Origin of the sequence: Nostoc sp. (assembly GCF_036917575.1) — a bacterium.
Classification (GTDB): Bacteria; Cyanobacteriota; Cyanobacteriia; order Cyanobacteriales; family Nostocaceae; genus Nostoc.
Genome location: NZ_JBALDC010000072.1, coordinates 35,264 through 51,710, shown reverse-complemented (window position 1 = coordinate 51,710; position 16,447 = coordinate 35,264). Strand labels below are relative to the sequence as shown.

At 39.4% G+C, this 16,447-nt stretch carries 17 protein-coding genes; 11 read left to right on the top strand and 6 right to left on the bottom strand.

Annotated elements, in window-relative coordinates; all coding sequences use genetic code 11:
• Positions 1-638: 638 nt before the first annotated feature.
• The gene (locus V7K79_RS21250; RefSeq protein ID WP_335050121.1) at positions 639-1,286 is read left to right on the top strand and encodes a glycoside hydrolase family 24 protein; all 648 of its coding nucleotides are present in this window, start codon (positions 639-641) and stop codon (positions 1,284-1,286) included.
• 17 nt (positions 1,287-1,303) lie between these two features.
• Here the strand turns inward: V7K79_RS21250 and menH are convergent, their stop codons facing one another.
• The 5 genes from menH to metG all read right to left on the bottom strand — a co-directional run bounded on the left by menH (position 1,304) and on the right by metG (position 6,442).
• Positions 1,304-2,122: a 2-succinyl-6-hydroxy-2,4-cyclohexadiene-1-carboxylate synthase gene (gene menH, locus V7K79_RS21245; RefSeq protein WP_335050119.1), complete on the bottom strand. Its 819-nt coding sequence runs from the start codon at positions 2,120-2,122 to the stop codon at positions 1,304-1,306.
• Between the two features lie 222 nt (positions 2,123-2,344).
• Complete coding sequence (locus tag V7K79_RS21240; RefSeq protein WP_335050117.1) at positions 2,345-2,746, bottom strand: metal-sensitive transcriptional regulator; 402 nt, start codon at positions 2,744-2,746, stop codon at positions 2,345-2,347.
• A 92-nt stretch (positions 2,747-2,838) separates the two neighbouring features.
• A complete protein-coding gene (gene lptC, locus V7K79_RS21235) occupies positions 2,839-4,041 on the bottom strand; it encodes an LPS export ABC transporter periplasmic protein LptC (protein WP_335050115.1) in 1,203 nt (400 codons plus the stop codon).
• On the bottom strand, positions 4,041-4,670 hold the full coding sequence (locus V7K79_RS21230) for a LabA-like NYN domain-containing protein (RefSeq protein ID WP_094348455.1): 630 nt from the start codon (positions 4,668-4,670) through the stop codon (positions 4,041-4,043). The genes lptC and V7K79_RS21230 overlap by 1 nt, the downstream gene beginning before the upstream one ends.
• 167 nt (positions 4,671-4,837) lie before the next feature.
• Positions 4,838-6,442 carry a methionine--tRNA ligase gene (gene metG, locus V7K79_RS21225; RefSeq protein WP_335050113.1) on the bottom strand — a complete coding sequence of 535 codons (1,605 nt, stop codon included), beginning with the start codon at positions 6,440-6,442 and terminating at the stop codon, positions 4,838-4,840.
• Between the two features lie 378 nt (positions 6,443-6,820).
• Here metG and V7K79_RS21220 point away from each other — a divergent pair, with 378 nt between their 5' ends.
• Complete coding sequence (locus tag V7K79_RS21220) at positions 6,821-7,546, top strand: lysophospholipid acyltransferase family protein (protein WP_335050111.1); 726 nt, start codon at positions 6,821-6,823, stop codon at positions 7,544-7,546.
• 150 nt (positions 7,547-7,696) lie between these two features.
• Positions 7,697-8,515, top strand: a complete 819-nt coding sequence (locus tag V7K79_RS21215; protein WP_335050109.1) for an alpha/beta fold hydrolase — start codon at positions 7,697-7,699, stop codon at positions 8,513-8,515.
• A gap of 334 nt (positions 8,516-8,849) precedes the next feature.
• Here the strand turns inward: V7K79_RS21215 and V7K79_RS21210 are convergent, their stop codons facing one another.
• Positions 8,850-10,427 carry an NAD(P)H-quinone oxidoreductase subunit 4 gene (locus V7K79_RS21210; protein WP_335050108.1) on the bottom strand — a complete coding sequence of 526 codons (1,578 nt, stop codon included), beginning with the start codon at positions 10,425-10,427 and terminating at the stop codon, positions 8,850-8,852.
• Between the two features lie 363 nt (positions 10,428-10,790).
• Between V7K79_RS21210 and V7K79_RS21205 the strand changes: the two genes are divergently transcribed.
• From V7K79_RS21205 to V7K79_RS21170, 8 genes are all read left to right on the top strand, one after another.
• A complete protein-coding gene (locus V7K79_RS21205; protein ID WP_335050106.1) occupies positions 10,791-10,988 on the top strand; it encodes a hypothetical protein in 198 nt (65 codons plus the stop codon).
• 64 nt (positions 10,989-11,052) lie between these two features.
• A complete protein-coding gene (locus V7K79_RS21200; protein ID WP_335050104.1) occupies positions 11,053-11,196 on the top strand; it encodes a hypothetical protein in 144 nt (47 codons plus the stop codon).
• A 264-nt stretch (positions 11,197-11,460) separates the two neighbouring features.
• A complete protein-coding gene (locus V7K79_RS21195) occupies positions 11,461-13,509 on the top strand; it encodes a restriction endonuclease subunit M (RefSeq protein ID WP_335050102.1) in 2,049 nt (682 codons plus the stop codon).
• A 2-nt stretch (positions 13,510-13,511) separates the two neighbouring features.
• Complete coding sequence (locus V7K79_RS21190; protein WP_335050100.1) at positions 13,512-14,318, top strand: hypothetical protein; 807 nt, start codon at positions 13,512-13,514, stop codon at positions 14,316-14,318.
• Between the two features lie 9 nt (positions 14,319-14,327).
• Positions 14,328-15,026 (top strand): restriction endonuclease subunit S, encoded by a 699-nt coding sequence (locus V7K79_RS21185; protein ID WP_335050098.1) that lies wholly within the window; start codon positions 14,328-14,330, stop codon positions 15,024-15,026.
• A complete protein-coding gene (locus V7K79_RS21180) occupies positions 15,023-15,508 on the top strand; it encodes a helix-turn-helix domain-containing protein (protein WP_335050096.1) in 486 nt (161 codons plus the stop codon). Before V7K79_RS21185 ends, V7K79_RS21180 begins: the two co-directional genes overlap by 4 nt.
• 81 nt (positions 15,509-15,589) lie before the next feature.
• Positions 15,590-15,979, top strand: coding sequence for a hypothetical protein (locus tag V7K79_RS21175; RefSeq protein ID WP_335050094.1), 390 nt, complete (start codon positions 15,590-15,592; stop codon positions 15,977-15,979).
• A gap of 144 nt (positions 15,980-16,123) precedes the next feature.
• The gene (locus V7K79_RS21170; protein ID WP_335050092.1) at positions 16,124-16,327 is read left to right on the top strand and encodes a hypothetical protein; all 204 of its coding nucleotides are present in this window, start codon (positions 16,124-16,126) and stop codon (positions 16,325-16,327) included.
• The last annotated feature ends 120 nt before the right edge of the window (positions 16,328-16,447 follow it).

Below are 16,447 nucleotides of genomic sequence, written 5' to 3'. Positions count from 1 at the left end.
TAATACAGACCTTTTATAGGGGATCGCAGTTGTGCATTGGTGTCAACTTAAATCGAAACCTTTGCAATCAGGTTGTATTGACCTATCACCCGATTTGAGCAAAGAAGCAATTCTTACTGAGAGCAGATGCTACTATAATCAATTTAATTTATACTTATTCAAGATTTTTGCAAATATCTCGCTTGCTATACTTACAGTAGTTTTCTTTTGGATGAAGTACAAAGCTACGGATTTTAAGGCAGGAGGTAGATAGTCTTTATATTTGATACGTGAGTCCGGCATTTTGTACCTCAGTTATAGCAGGAGGCAGCTATGCTGGAGGCAGCTATGCTGGAGGCAGCTATGCTGGAGGTAAAACTATTACTATTCTTAGCTTTCACTCTTTTAAAATGTCCTAACCTATGTGACTACGGCTTTACTTACAAACTCCTGTATTTATACTCTTTTTTGCTAATTCCTCAAAAAATGAGCAAATCGGAAATAATAACTAACAATCAGGTGTGAACTTTACTAAAATCAGTTCGTCGATGATTTACGGAAAGCAAAGAGAGTGAATTTGAAGGAGTCAGACTCTGAAAGGCTTTGAATTCAAAGGTGTTGAAAAACTTATTGGCCCAATAGCCGCGCTTCTCGGCTTTGTGTATTTGTTGCAATGGTATATTGGAGACTTGCGATCGCCTTCCGATCCCATCTTTGAAAGTAAACAGCCGCCTCTGGTGATGAAAGAGGGCGACCCCTACATCCGCGCTTTAATGCGAACTATCTCGGCAAGTGAGGCTAGTGGAAACCGTCCTTATTCGCTGTTGTATGGGGGACAGCAAGTCAACGACCTCAGCCGACATCCTGAGATATGCGTCACAATTCTTACAGGCCCCAACACAGGTAATTGTTCTACTGCTGCTGGCAGATATCAAATTATTAACATTACTTGGTATCGTTTAGCTCCTCATTATCACCCAAAGCCGATGCAGATGATGTTTTGGACTACTTATAGTTTTGAAGCAGAATATCAAGATGTAGTAGTATACCGTTGGTTAAATGATTCTAAAGTTTGGGGAATTAATATTTCGCAACTGTTGCGTCAAGGAAAGTTAAATGATGTTTTGCGGCGACTCTCTCCCACCTGGACAAGTCTGGGATATGGCATAGAAACTAATTCTGTTAGTAACTCTTTGCCTAAGGTTTATCAAAAAATGTTGCAAGAAGAATTAAGCGCAGCAAAGCAACCAGCATTCCCGAATTTGCCACCATCCCCAACTCCTTCTAGCAAGGCAGTAAAGAAGTAGTAAGATTATCCTAATTTTTAACTTGCTGTAGACAAAAACAATTTGATATTTTCCACAAATGCCAAGGTATTTTCAAAGTGGATATTGTGTCCAGCATTACTAATTATTTTTATTTGAGCAAATTCACATATTTTAGCCATTTCTGTATTAATAGATATAAATTTTTGGTCGTATTCACCGACTAGTAAAAGCATGAGAATTGTATTGCATTGTAGCTTTTCCCATAAGGAAGGTTGACATCCAGTACCCATAAAGCGCAGAGATTTATCTAATTCCTGTGGATTGTTTTGCAACCGAACTTCTACCATGCGATCGTATTCTGGGTGATTTTTTATATAACCAAAAATCGCTTGATTATACCAATTTGATAGAAAGTTAGTGTAATCACTTTTTTTCAAGATTCTTGTTAATTTTCTACCTATTTGTGTATCGTTTTTAATCCGTTCTAATTGTTCTGCTACTGTTGTTAAACCTGGAGAAGCAGACTCAAGCACAACTTTATGAAAACGTTCTGGAAAATGTAGGGTTAGGTATAAAGCCAATCTTGCACCCATTGAATAACCAACTAAAAAGCATTTAACAATTTTTAACTCATCCAGTAAGTTGATTAAAGCATGAGCAGTGTTTGTCATTGTATAGTACTCGTCCTCACCCAAAACTTTAGTTTTACCGTGTCCTGGAAGATCAAGTGTCAAGTAAGAAAAATCATTAACTAGTAATTTTATAGCTTCATCAAATTCATTAATGTTACCCATGAAGCCATGCAAAAAAAGAATTAGTGGTTTATCTAAAGTGCCAGTTAAAGAATAATGAAATTGATAATTTTTTAAAATCATAGTCTAGCTAAAAATTATCATTGCACAGCATATTATTTGAAAAAATAAGCTTTTACCTCATTACCTTTTAGTGAAAAAAAGAAAGTCTATAAAAATAGTTTGTCTACCAGCTGGCAATATAATGTTGTTGGAGTGAATGTCACAATGCACTATTAAATTCTGATATATCGCTGCTAGTGCATCAGCAATTTTGCAAATGGATTCTACATTATTTTCTAATTTTTAAGGTAAAAATCGATCTAAAGCAGCTTTTAACTGTTTAATTTCAATATCAATATTACCCTCTTGTGCGGCTCTACCAATACATTCAGTTAAATGTTCATCCAAAACAATTCGCGCTACTCGATCCAACGCGCCTCGCACTGCGGCAATTTGCAGTAGAACATCAGGACAAGGCGCACTTTGCTGCACCATTGACTTAATACCTCGAACGTGTCCTTCTATACGCGATAATCGATTGACAATTCGCCGTAAAGACTCTTCGCTATGGACGTGAGGATGAGCTGACTCTCCAGTTCCATGAGTACGATCTGTATGCTGTTGGTCTGTATCGTGATGGTGGGAATGTTGTACTTGCTGGGATGTTGGCAAGGATTCCTTACCTAATGGGTTTGATCCATTCATGGGCTATCAAAATACTTGTATTACTAAAATCCTAGTCTAGTACCCAACCAACCCAAAATTTATGGGTGAAGGTGATCCTCATTTACCTAACTTTACTGTTGACGATTGGCTTTTTCTTGAGGAATAATCTCCGTTACTACCCTACCGCTAGAACTGCCACCTTTGACAAGTATATTTTCTGTTTGCAGATTACCAACTGCTGTTTCACCCACAAAATTTAATGGTGGATCAATTTGTCGATAAACAACATTTCCCTGAGCTTCAACTAACTTATTGTCTAAATACCAAGTTAGCGTATTGGATCTTAGAGACTGACGACGCTGACCAACAGCGTTAACATTACCTGTTAAATAAACGGTTTTTTGTGGTATTTTCATTTCACCTTGGTTAGCTGTCACTATAACGTTTTCGGCACGCTGGAACATTCGCGTCGGCGAGTTTGTGGTGACAGTTTCTGCGTTCATGTTCCAGGTCATAGAGTTACTAGCTATTTGCAATGGTGGATCTAGTAATTCTAGTTGAGCATTCTTTTGGATAGTGGCAATTTTTGTTTTTAAGTTGACTTCGGCAGAATTTCCCTTACCGCGATCGCTAATTTTATTATCTTTGTAGCGGTCAATTTCTAGAGGGCGATCGCCAATTAGTTTTTCTTCTTTAATATTCCAGATTAAATGTTCAGTTCTCACTTGCATCTGGGGATCGATAGAATTTGCTACTACTCCTCCAGAAAATTCCATCCGCTGTTCGCGGGTTTTAACTCGTACTTCCTGCGCTACTGCTTGTAGGTTTTTATGAGTACCGTTAATCTGGTTACGAACAATCAACAAATCTTCTTTGGGACGCCATTCTAATTCATTACCTTGTAACACAATCCCATTCTTAGGATCTGTGGCAAATATTTTACCTTTAAGAAACAATTGCTTTCCATCTTGGTCTATGTCTGCTACATCTGCCTTAATTTGGTAAACAATTTTGCCATCTTGATATAGTTCACCATAAGGGTTTTCAGCCTGACCAATTTGTTTTTCTTTGGTGTATTTCGCGGTTTTAGCCCTGACTTTCCAAATTGGTTTTCCCACTTCATCTGCTTGTTCTAGGGTGACATCAAAGAAAGTCAAATTACTATCTCGATCGGATGAATCCGCAGTGTTTTGTTGGGAAGCTGGCGGGGATTTGCCGCCGCAGGCGACTAAACCAAATATTAATAAAAGTAAAATAAGAAACGAGGGAGTGGAGGAGAAATTTTGAATTTTTCTCTTTCCCCATCTCCCTCTTTTATGAAATTGATGCGCCATTATTCTTGGATTTCTAGGTGTCCGTCACTAGTTCTGGGGTCTTCCAAAAAACCGATACCAGATAACGGTCGGTATGGATAGCTTTGGCGAGGGGTTTTTTGAATATCTTCTTTGATAGCTTCTAAATCAATGTAGCGATCGCTTACATTAATTAAGCTATCACTGGTCATCGAACGCAAGCTCACTACTTCTACGCGCACGCCACGATAGCTGACTGAATTTACCGCATAAGCCAAATCCCCATCACCGCTAACTAAAACTGCGGTATCATAAGAATCTACTAATGCCATCATGTCTACTGCTATTTCTACATCCAGGTTAGCTTTTTTCGAGCCATCTGGTAGCTGGACTAAATCCTTAGCAATGACTCGATAGCCATTACGACGCATCCACAGCAGAAACCCCTGTTGCTTCTCGTTTGTCCGATCTACACCAGTGTAGAAAAAAGAACGCAGTAATCTAGAACCTCCTGTTAATCGACATAATAACTTCGTGTAATCTATTTCAATACCTAGTTGCAGTGCAGCATAAAATAAATTTGAGCCATCAATAAATATGGCGACCCTACCCCGATTCTCCAAAACTTGTTCTGGTGTAAATATTGAATCGTTTTCCAAATTATTCAACATCATTGTGATACCTCAATTTTTATCCCTGTTATTTTTGATACAAATTAACAACTTTTAGATGCTAGTCACAGTGGCTTATGATAATGTTCCGGGGCTAATATAAATTGAGCCACGATAAATTTTTTTGAGAGAATAAGAAATTGAACAAAATCAGAGTTTGATAAGGACTAATTGTTTTTCGGAGGTTCTATTCGCTTAAAAATTGGTTGGGGTGTACCCAACTGTTGTTTGCTCGATAGTAGCCCCCATTTAGCATGGATGGCGAAAGGAGCATTAACCGAACTTTGTTTTTGATCGTTAAAATTTATTCCAAAGCCTAGCTGCTGATAAATATCGCTGCTGATGTTCGGAATAATTGGGGATAGGAGATAAGCTGCTAGTCTAACTGATTCTAGAACTGCGTAGAGAACTTTTTCCACCGACTGCTGCTGCCCCTGTTTATATAATGTCCAAGGAGCTTGTTCATCAATAAACTTATTACTGGCTTGCGCCAATGAAAGGATGGCCTCGCAGGCTTGACTGAAGGCTAGCTCCTGATATGCATGTTTTACATGTTCCCCTAGATGTAAACCAGTGGCTTTCAAAGGATTTTCGTCAGGAATTCCTTCATTGCCGATTGATGGTACTTTATTCTCAGCACAGTATTTTTTCACCATGCTCAAAGTGCGATTGAGCAAATTGCCTAATTTATCTGCTAAATCTGCATTTAGAGAATTAATGAACCTAACTTCATTAAAATCTCCATCCTTGCCAAATTCGATTTCCTTAAGGAAGTAATAACGAACGGCATCACTACCATAACTCTTAACTAATGCCACAGGATCAAGGGTGTTACCCAGACTTTTGCCCATCTTTAGACCATCTTTAGTCAAAAAGCCATGTCCAAAGACTCTCTCTGGTAAAGGTAAGCCAGCTGATAAAAGCATTGCTGGCCAGTAAACTGCATGGAAGCGCAGAATATCTTTACCAATTAAGTGCAGATCGATTGGCCACCATGTTTCTAAAGCATTTGCTAAAGTCGGTTCTGCATCTGGTTCTAATAATGCTGTGACATAGCCTAGCAGCGCATCAAACCAGACATAAAGGGTGTGCTTGGGATCGACTGGTACAGGAAAACCCCAATCTAAATTCACTCGTGAAATGGAAAAGTCTTGCAGTCCTTGATTGACAAAGCTGAGGACTTCGTTGCGCCGACTTTCTGGTTGAATAAAATCCGGTTTAGATTGATAAAATTCTGTCAGCTTATTTTGATATTTGGATAAGCGGAAAAAATAGTTTTGTTCGTCTCGCCACTCCACTTCTTTATTAATATGAATTGGGCAACGGTGTCCTTCTAACAGATCCCGTTCTTCTTTGAATTCTTCGCAGGATACGCAGTACCAGCCTTGTTGTTGTCCCTGGTAAATATCACCAGATTCCCAGACTCGCTCAAAGAATTCTTTGACGATCGCTTGATGACGAGGCGCAGTAGTCCGACTAAAGCGATCGTATTGAATGTCTAATAATTGCCATAAACTCACGAAACTAGGGACAATTTCATCACAAAATTCTTGTGGGGCTTTGCCTAAACTTTCTGCCGTTCGCTGAATTTTTTGCCCATGTTCATCTGTACCTGTAATTAGTAATACTTGATGTCCCAGTAACCTGTGAAATCGTGCCACTACATCGGCTGCGATCGTCGTATAAGCACTGCCTATATGAGGGACATCGTTTACATAATATAAAGGTGTAGTCAGCGCAAATGTATTTTCTGTTTTATTCACTAGATTCATGCAAAATAAAAATTAACTTATTAAAACGTTTTACATTTTAGCTTTTGGCGATAAAACCACAAATTATACAATATGATTCCTATTTTTTTCAATAACGTCTTCATCCTAGCAAATTTATCAGGTCAAGAATTGTTTGATAATATGCATCAATTAAACTCATTTTTACCTAAAAAATGGAAATTAACTAATCATAATTTTTTTGAATAGTTTGTATTAGATATTCTTGTGTTCAAAAATACATAATTGAGAACCCAGAAAATCTAGTTACTTTTGGAGATTAGATATTTCTATCTTAAGACGGTCATGGCAACAGTAAAGAAATGTAAAAATTAAATTCAGACGAATTGCCATATTTACCGGAAAATATATTGATTAGGTATGAGTGGAAATAGCCCCCTAGAGATTTCTCGCGCTTTGGTGGCGGCATTCTCAACGCAAATGTTCCGCTATTACGAAGACCGCATTCCCCAAGATGCCAGCGTATTGGTAATCAGCAATCATCGCAGCTTCATGGATGCACTGATTTTAATGGCGGCATTATCGAATCCGATTCGCTTTGCTTGCCATCACTATATGGGACAAGTTCCAATCATGCGGGAGATTGTCACCGATCAATTGGGGTGTTTTCCCTTAGAAGAAACTCAAAACCGCCAGCAAAGCTTTTTTTCGCAGTCACAGGTGTTATTGCAGTCTAAGCAAATGGTGGGAGTATTTCCAGAAGGTACTACACCAATGGTAAAATTTACTCAGCCAAGCCAGGTGGGTGAGTTTCAGAGGGGATTTGCCCATTTGGCATTACGAGCGAATGTGCAAGATTTAGCTATTTTGCCGATCGCGATCGCTTCCTTAGAAGAAGTAAACACCAATGGCTTCCCATTAAGACTTTTGAGTGTATTCGACCCTTCAGAACCTTTATTTAATCAAGGTGGTTGGCATCCTTTGGTAATTTATCGTCGGGTTGCGGTGTTAATCGGTCGTCCTTATTGGATTTCGCCCCAACATCATAAAAAATATCATGGCAAACAAGCCAGAACTGTTGTGGCTGAACTGACCGAACACTGTCACAGCGAAATTAGTAATTTACTGCGTCAAGGTTGCTATTAAAGTTATTCGATTTTAAATTTTGGATTGTCTGCACAACTTTCAGCAGCTTGTTTTGAGACTTTTTTGTTTTTGCTCAAAAGTACCGAAGCTCATAAAAGCAACAATCAGCAGTCCAAAAGTTTTATACCATTGACAAATGACTAATGACAAATGACTATCACTGAAGTTGAGCTAAACCCTTGTTTTTTAACTCCCAAACGAGTACAGCCAGAGTATCCACTATTGGTGTATTTGCCAGGAATGGATGGAACTGGTCAATTATTGCGATCGCAAACTGCTGGATTAGAAACTGGCTTTGATGTCCGTTGTTTGGCGCTTCCCCGGAAAGACCTTAACACTTGGGATGTCCTAACTAAGAGTGTATTGGACTTGATCGATGGTGAATTAGAAAAAAACTCTCAAAGACCAGTTTACTTGTGCGGTGAGTCCTTTGGTGGTTGCTTGGCAATGAAAGTGGCAATCCAAGCACCCGATTTATTTAAGCGAATTATCCTAATTAACCCAGCTTCGTCCTTTCGGCTTCGCCCTTGGTTAAGTTGGGCGTCCCAGCTAACTTTCTTAGTGCCATCAGGATTGTATGATGTTGGCGCACTAGGCTTGTTGCCATTTTTAGCATCTTTGCCACGCATTTCTCAAAGCGATCGCCAAGATTTGCTAAAAACAATGCGTTCTGTTCCCGGAGAAACCGTTCTTTGGCGGTTGTCTTTACTGCGAGAGTTTCATATTGATGAGGAACAGTTAAGGCATTTAACTCAACCAGTTTTGTTGATTGCTGGTGCTAGCGATCGCCTTTTGCCTTCTGTAAATGAAGTTAACCGGATAGGCAACATTTTACCAAATAACAAGATTGTAGTATTGCCTAATTGTGGGCACGCTTGCTTACTAGAGCAAAATACTAATCTCTATGAAATTCTTAAGGATAACGACTTTTTAGAAAGTCAAGCTGATAAAGATAGAGTTAAAAAGTAAAAAGTGCGCCACATATAAATTCAGAGAGTTTACAACCTTTATTTTGCCTTTTTTGGTAAGAAGGTAAAGTAAAGGATATCTAATATATCGTCACCTTAAAACAATATTAGCTTCGCTGTCTTTTTATCTCATGGCTCTTTTTTAGATTTACTTATAAAGCCGTAGTCACACTCTTTAGGACATAAGGATGGGGTGAATACTAGAGTTAGCAATAGTTTTACCTCCAGCAAGAACTGCCCTCTGCCTCCTGCCTCCTGCTATAAATAACCTCTGAGTAACAAAAAGGGCAGGTACAAAACCCGCCCTCAAAGTAATCAATATTTAAACTCGCAACTTAATTATCAATTTCCGGCGCAATCAAAGAAACTGAGAGTGTTTCTTGTTTTTGCTGTGCTAATGTCGGTACAGAATCTCGCAATCTTGCCGTCAATTGTACAGTTGTAGCGTCGTACATCTGAGTCAGCAATTTTGGATAGAAACCAATACCAATAATTGGAATTAACAAACAGGCAATGATAAATACTTCACGGGGTTCGGCATCTATCAAAGCTTGGTGAGAAACTAATTCCTCGTTCTCTTTACCGTAGAAAATTTCTCGCAGCATCGACAGCAGATAAATCGGAGTTAAAATCACTCCCACTGCCATCAAAAACACTACGATAACTTTGAAGGTAGAGCTATAAGCATCACTAGTAGCAAAGCCGACAAATACCATTAATTCTGCCACGAAACCGCTCATCCCTGGCAATGCCAAAGAAGCCATCGAACAGGTGGTGAACATAGCGAAAATCTTTGGCATTCTCTTAGCAACACCGCCCATTTCATCCAACATCAGGGTGTGTGTGCGATCGTAAGTTGCCCCTACAAGGAAGAACAAACTCGCCCCAATTAACCCGTGGGAAACCATTTGTAATACTGCTCCACTCAATCCCAAATCGGTGAAGGAGGCGATACCAATCATCACAAAGCCCATGTGAGAAATTGAGGAGTAGGCAATTTTTCGCTTCAGGTTACGCTGGGCAAAGGATGTCAAGGCAGCGTAGATGATATTAACTACACCCAAAACTACAAATACTGGCGCAAAGAAAGCGTGGGCATCGGGGAGCATTTGGGCATTCATCCGAACTAAGGCGTAACCGCCCATTTTTAGGAGAATACCTGCTAATAACATGTGTACAGGGGCTGTAGCTTCACCGTGGGCATCAGGTAGCCAAGTGTGCAACGGAATAATCGGCAACTTGACGGCGTAAGCAATTAGGAAGCCAGCATAAAGAGCAAGTTGGAAATTCAGGGCGAAATCTTTTAAGGCGAGCGATCGCATATCGAATGTCACCGTATCGCCATAAAATCCCATTGTCAGGGCAGACAGCAAAATAAACAGCGAACCGCCGGCGGTGTATAAAATAAATTTGGTCGCTGCATATTGCCGCCTTTTGCCTCCCCAAATCGACAGCAGAAAGTATATTGGCACCAGTTCCAGTTCCCACACCAGGAAAAACAACAGCATATCCTGGACAGCGAACACGGCAATCTGACCGCCATACATCGCCAAAATCAAGAAGTAAAATAGCTTGGGCTTGAAGGTAACAGGCCAAGCTGCTAAAATCGCCAGCGTGGTAATGAATCCAGTCAAAATAATTAGGGGCATGGACAAGCCATCTGCCCCTACTGACCAATTCAAACCCAATTGTGGTACCCAGGGGTAACTCTCCACTAACTGCAAATCTGGATTGGAAAAATCATACCCAGTATAAAAAGCGTAAACAATTAGTGCAAAATCTATCAGCCCCACGATCAGGGAGTACCAGCGCACTGTTTTGCCTTCTTTATCAGGGATGATGGGAAGAAGTAGCGACGCCGCTATCGGAAACAGAATAATCGTCGTCAGCCACGGAAAATTAGCTGTATTCATCACAATTCGTCTGCTATCAAAATCATGTTTGGCAAAAAGTCACTAGTTATTAACTAACAGCTTTTTGAGGATTTCGTCTTCCCCGTTAGGTTGATTTAATTAAATTGCTAATCATTCATTGTTTCTCTTAAGAATCTTTTTTAACAATTGGGGGTGCGGAATGTGCGTTGTGATACTTCCAATTAAGTCAAAAATTTGCCTTAAAAAAGCCGCTAAAATTATAGTTTAGTGGTGCGATGTCTACGACAAGCCGCTTCGCGTCTACGCGTCGCCCAGCCCATCGCTAAAAATACACGATGCTGTTTGGTGGTTGTTGAAAAAAGCAATTTGGTGCAAAAAAGCATGACAGGAGAAATAACCATAATGATAATCGCACAAATTGAAAGCCAGATTCGTTATGTCACCAACACAGAGGGAGAAACAACAGATGTACTCGTCCCTATAGAACTTTGGCAACAGCTTATAAGTTCCAGAAATTCTGATAACGTCAGTGGTTTAGCTTGGATTGATGAACAAGAGCCAAAAGCACAAATATTAGCCGATCTGCAAGAGTCAGTGTGACAAGCAGCAGTAGGACATACTTTCCCAGTTTCACAACTTTGGGACGATATCGAAGCCTAGATTTATGGCAAAAGTTCGTTTTACACTTCCCTTCAAACGCCGTCTCAAAACTCTGACTAAACGCTATCGGCAAATTAAAATTGACTTCAACCCATTATTGATCGGCTACAGGCTGGAAATTTTATCGGCGATCAAATCTCTGGGATAGACTTGACTGTTTTTAAAGTTCGAGCAAAAAACAGTGATATCCCGACGGGTAAAAGTGGTGGATATCGGGTAATTTATCAAGTTGTCTCACCTGAATGTGTCTTACTTCTAACTCATTTATGCAAAATCGGATCAGGCAGATGTGAGCTTAGAAGAGATTTAAGATGCAGTTAAAAAGACATAGCCATACATAGATAAAGCGCGATCACCTAGAATACCATATCATTTATCTACTGTGTAGTCTGTCTCCCATAGCAATAACTTCATGCCTTTCTCCGATTTCACTAATCCTTACCAAAATCCGGCTAATATACCACAGAAGTATCGCCAGCATATAAATCTACAGAAGTTATTTAAAGCTGATGGTTCTTATGTGCGTCCAGCAGAAGACCCTGTGACGATGTGGGCGCTTCAGATTTTAGTAGAAGAGTACGGTGTTCCAATACAGGCAATGGAACTAGAACTAAATTCAGATTTTGCCGAGGGAACTTATCAAGGTGGACGACGCTATCAAGGACGGGCAGACCTTGTAGTTTACGATGACCGTTATGCTGATTCTGTAGGTAATTTGGATGTAGCTTTCATTATGGTGGAGGCTATGGAACCAAATAAAAAAGTTGACGGGACTGAGGGGGAAGGTTGGGTTGATCATCTTAACCGACTTAATGCTTACATGAGTGCTTCACCATCTGCCCGTTATGCTATTTTAACCAATGGTAAACATACAGTAATTTATCGTCGTGACCTTGACTACCCACGCAAGTTAGAAATAATTGGTGATTTACAGAAGTATGAAAGCGCCCGTGAAGCCGCACAGCACAGTTTTTATACTGTAATCCTTAATCCTAGTGAACCAGATGGGATTCAAACAGGACTCACGCCCCTAACCCGTGATAAGTTTCGGGAGGTTTTGGGAGACACACGATCTGGTTGTCACTCTATTCTGAGAGATAATGAGGGTTTGCAGCCACAAGAAGCCGTTGATGCAATGGTTAAATTCTTGTTTGCTAAGTGGTATGACGAACAGGCAACAATTGACTTGGTAAAGCAAACAGGAGAATCACGGGCTTATGTATTTAGTGTTAGTAATGAAACTGACCCAGAACGTTTATTAGTTCAAGTAAGAGACACTTTTGAAAAAGCGAAGCAATGGGAACGAGAAACACTAGCGAAAAAATTTGGTGATGATTTGGGTGTGCGTTTAGCTTTTAATGAGGCTGATGTGCTGCAATTCAAGCCTCACACTACAATGGAAATCGTCAAGCGTTTACAGCCTTGGAGTTTGCGAAAATCTTCAGCAGATGTCAAAGGTGGAGTGTTTGAAGATTTTTTGAGTAAGACTTTCCGCGATGATTTGGGGCAATATTTCACACCTACACCAGTAATAAATTTAATGGTGGGAATTTTGCAACCTACGGTAAATGATTATGTTGGTGATCCTGCTTGCGGTTCAGCGCGGATGCTAACACACATTTTGGATTATGTGCGTAAGCAGGAGTATGCAAAAGCAATAGCAAATAATAGTGGTAATACTGAAGGGATTAATCCTGAAGAACCAACGGAAGAGTTTATCAAGTTTCGAGATAATCATTTATTTGGTGCTGAATATTCTCGAAATGTGATGCACGTAGCGCGAGTTAATACTTTAATGAATGGCGCACAATATGCCGATTTAAAAGTAATGGATTCGCTAGAGCGATTGGGTAGCATTACAGGAGGAATTACAGAGGGACTGCCAGAACGTCCTGGGTTTTATCTGGGAGGGTTTACGATGATTTTAACTAATCCTCCATTTGGTTCTAAATTAACAAATGAAAGTATTTTGAAGGACTTTGCTGGACGAGATGGAGTGACAAAGAAAAATGGCAAAGTTGTTAAAAGTATTCCGCAGGAAGTTGCTTTTGTTAATCGTTGTCTTGAATTTATAGCACCAAATGGAAAGTTAGCAATTATTTTGCCTGATGGTGTGTTGGCAACTAGTTCAATGCAGGATGTTCGACACTGGATTTTGCGTTGGGCTAGATTAAAAGCAGTAATCAGCCTTCCACAAGCAACCTTTGCACCTTATGGTGCTGGAGTAAAAACAAGTTTGGTTTTCCTTGAAAAACGAGAGAACCCATTGATAGTAGAAGGTCAATTAGAACTTGGACTGGAAGTTATAGAAGCTGATGAAAATTATTTAGTTTATATGGCTCAGATTAATGATATTGGTTATGATACCAAGGGGAGATTAACAGTATCAGAAGATGTTTCTGCAAAACCGCCAGAAATTGAAGAAGCCGTAAATGATTTTAATGAAAAATTGGGGTGGTGAACATGGATTTTACTCCTCTACCTCAACACTTATCTAATAATATTGATAATACGAGATACTCGCTTGAATATCTTGCAATTATTATGGATAATAAAAGTTTTGATGATACATTAAGAGATTTTTGTACAAAGTTCTATTTGTCTATAGAAGAATCTGAATCAGATTATTTCACAGCATCAGGAAATGACTTTACAATTGAAGCAAAATTTGTATCATCAAGTTTAAATCCTAGTACGTCAGTATTGCTAAAAGTGTTTACAGATGTTGAATATGATTTACAAACTGCTAAAGAACTTTTAGAGGAACAAGCTATAGGTACTATTTTCATGGAATTAGTTTTACTGCGGGATAGCATTGGTGAACGCCGAAATCAGGAAGCATATATTTTACTCAATGAAATAGAAAATATGTTGAGAAAACTTATAGCTCTGAGGACAGCTTGTCTTTCAGGAAATACTTGGTGGAATGATAGAGCAGACACGCATCTTACAGATAAAAGATATCTTAGAAGAAGACACGATGAAATCAATGATTTAGAAATTACTGGACGTGATGACCAAAAACATCACGAAATATTTTATATAGATTTCTCATCACTCAAAATAATAATACAGGAAGAAAATAATTGGAAAGATGTATTTGCACATGATTTTAAGGTATTACGTAATTTAGATAGGCTTGAATTTTTAAAGAAACTCAGAAACAAAATTGCACATAATCGGTTTCTTTCTCAACGTAATTTTGATGAACTGCGGCAAATTCATAGTCATATTGTGCACATGTGTCGTCGTGCGTTTGGGGAAATATAGGATTAAATTATGATTTCAACTTTAGTACAACTTCAACTAATTGAACAAAGAGATCGTTGGGATTTTGCTTCTTATGATCCAGGTTATGAACAAGTTTTAGGATTAATTAAAGATTCAAATTGGGATTACTACAACCTCAGTAATTTAGTAGAATTTTTTAAGTATGGTGCGAGTATTCCTGCTGACTACACAACTGAGGGTATTCTGTTTATCCGCGCTCAAAATATTCGTGAGTATGGAATTGATCTGTCAGATATGTGCTACATCTCTGATCAAACACCAAATATTGATAAGTATAAGTCAGATCCTGGTGATATTCTAATTACTCGAAGTGGTGTTAATGTTGGTAACGCAGCTGCAATCCCAGAAAATCTTGCAGGAAGTGTACATGGTTCCTACTCCATCAGGTTACGTCTTTTAAAAGTTAAAGTGTCTCCAGATTACTTGGCTGTTGCTCTCAATTCATCTGTAATAAAGACCCAAATACTTGCATCTAAAGGGCGATCTGCTCAACCAAACATAAACATAGCTGAGTTAGGAGCTTTGCAAATACCAGTACCTCCGCTTCATATACAAGAACAAATTGCAAACGAAATGCAGGAAGCCTATGCTGAAGCTAGACGATTGCGTACTCAAGCTGAAAACTTAGTTTTTGAAGCAAATGCCCGTGTAGAGCGCATGATATTGGGAGAAGAAGAGGTGACATGAAGGAGGGCAGTAAATACCAGCCACTCCTTGAGTTTTTACGTGGCACTAACCAAAGTGAAATAACTCTTTCTTTTGCTGAAATCGAGACTTTAATAAAAGATACTTTGCCCAATTCAGGGAAAAGTAAACGCGCATGGTGGAGTAATCGCAGCAAAGGCGCATTACAAGCTTTAGCCTGGATAGAAGCAGGATATCGCGTTGAAAATGTTGATATTGATAATCAGCAAGTCACATTTTATAAACCTCCTAATAACTTTCAAGTTCAGCTTCAGGGTGACACTGTACTGTGGAATGGCGAATTAATCAAAGCACTGCGTCTTCACATGGGTTTAACACAGGCAGAGTTTGCAGAAAGGCTAGGTGTCTATCAGCAAACAGTCAGTCAATGGGAAATTGCAGCCTATGAGCCAACCCTAGCTACATCGAAATACCTAACTTTAATTGCGGATCAAGCTGGATTTAAATATATAGAGAGAGACTAAAGGTCAAAAGAACTTTTGGTTTATTTATTGACATTTTACAATGTAAAATTTAATCTGTCAATATACAATCTACATTGTAAAATGAATATTCAAAACATCGAACCAAAAGCCCTCTTCCTCTCACCTGACGGCAACGTATACCCCGACAATCTAATTTGCACTGGCATCATCCCCGCAGAACTCGACGGTAAACCCTGCCCCCATTCCCAAGCAGGGCGCTTTCCCGACATCAAACCCCTAAATCCTGAAGACTCAAACTACACCATTGACAAAGGAAAACCAGGCGATCTCTGCCCAACCTGCGCCAAACAACAACTTGCACACCTTGGACACTGGCAAGGTCACAGAAATCAAATATTCCCTGAAGAACTGCTATCACTGCGGTTGTTCAAGTGCCGGATGTGGCTATGGCTAGTTGTCCCAGGACTGCACGACCATGATGCAACCCAGCTTTTACCACAAAATCTATGAGATGAGAGTGTTTAGAAGCGATGAAAACCCACTCATACTTACAGCAACCCAACAACAAAATTACAAATCTTGTCAAAAGCCAGCAAATAAGTTTCCGAGGCTTCCTGCTGGCTCTTGGCTCCCTAACAAAAGGAGACATTCACCATGATAAAACCAGTTATTGTCCAAAATCATCCTTGGGTGATAGTAAAAACTGTAGTTATTACCCAATCTCACACTGTCGCCCGTTTTGCTAACCGCCAAGATGCAGACCACCATTTAAGATTTTTGCGTCGAACTATTCCCAATGGAGGTTTTGAGATTATGTTTGAACCCCCAGATGATGTAAAAAAAGACTTTAATATTTAATTGCTGACTATCAGCAAAAAAAAGGAGTCTAAATTAGGCTCCTAAAAAACTTGGGGTGAAAGGGCGGTTAGAAACCGCGTCTACACAGGTAAAACCCACCTCCGTGGATTTCAAAAATTT

Excerpts from the sequence above, each read along its gene's own strand:
- menH (WP_335050119.1), bottom strand. The coding sequence starts at position 2,122 with ATGATTTTAAAAAATTATCAATTTCATTATTCTTTAACTGGCACTTTA.
- V7K79_RS21240 (WP_335050117.1), bottom strand. The coding sequence starts at position 2,746 with ATGAATGGATCAAACCCATTAGGTAAGGAATCCTTGCCAACATCCCAG.
- lptC (WP_335050115.1), bottom strand. The coding sequence starts at position 4,041 with ATGGCGCATCAATTTCATAAAAGAGGGAGATGGGGAAAGAGAAAAATT.
- V7K79_RS21230 (WP_094348455.1), bottom strand. The coding sequence starts at position 4,670 with ATGTTGAATAATTTGGAAAACGATTCAATATTTACACCAGAACAAGTT.
- metG (WP_335050113.1), bottom strand. The coding sequence starts at position 6,442 with ATGAATCTAGTGAATAAAACAGAAAATACATTTGCGCTGACTACACCT.
- V7K79_RS21220 (WP_335050111.1), top strand. The coding sequence starts at position 6,821 with ATGAGTGGAAATAGCCCCCTAGAGATTTCTCGCGCTTTGGTGGCGGCA.
- V7K79_RS21215 (WP_335050109.1), top strand. The coding sequence starts at position 7,697 with ATGACTATCACTGAAGTTGAGCTAAACCCTTGTTTTTTAACTCCCAAA.
- V7K79_RS21210 (WP_335050108.1), bottom strand. The coding sequence starts at position 10,427 with ATGAATACAGCTAATTTTCCGTGGCTGACGACGATTATTCTGTTTCCG.
- V7K79_RS21205 (WP_335050106.1), top strand. The coding sequence starts at position 10,791 with ATGATAATCGCACAAATTGAAAGCCAGATTCGTTATGTCACCAACACA.
- V7K79_RS21200 (WP_335050104.1), top strand. The coding sequence starts at position 11,053 with ATGGCAAAAGTTCGTTTTACACTTCCCTTCAAACGCCGTCTCAAAACT.
- V7K79_RS21195 (WP_335050102.1), top strand. The coding sequence starts at position 11,461 with ATGCCTTTCTCCGATTTCACTAATCCTTACCAAAATCCGGCTAATATA.
- V7K79_RS21190 (WP_335050100.1), top strand. The coding sequence starts at position 13,512 with ATGGATTTTACTCCTCTACCTCAACACTTATCTAATAATATTGATAAT.
- V7K79_RS21185 (WP_335050098.1), top strand. The coding sequence starts at position 14,328 with ATGATTTCAACTTTAGTACAACTTCAACTAATTGAACAAAGAGATCGT.
- V7K79_RS21180 (WP_335050096.1), top strand. The coding sequence starts at position 15,023 with ATGAAGGAGGGCAGTAAATACCAGCCACTCCTTGAGTTTTTACGTGGC.
- V7K79_RS21175 (WP_335050094.1), top strand. The coding sequence starts at position 15,590 with ATGAATATTCAAAACATCGAACCAAAAGCCCTCTTCCTCTCACCTGAC.
- V7K79_RS21170 (WP_335050092.1), top strand. The coding sequence starts at position 16,124 with ATGATAAAACCAGTTATTGTCCAAAATCATCCTTGGGTGATAGTAAAA.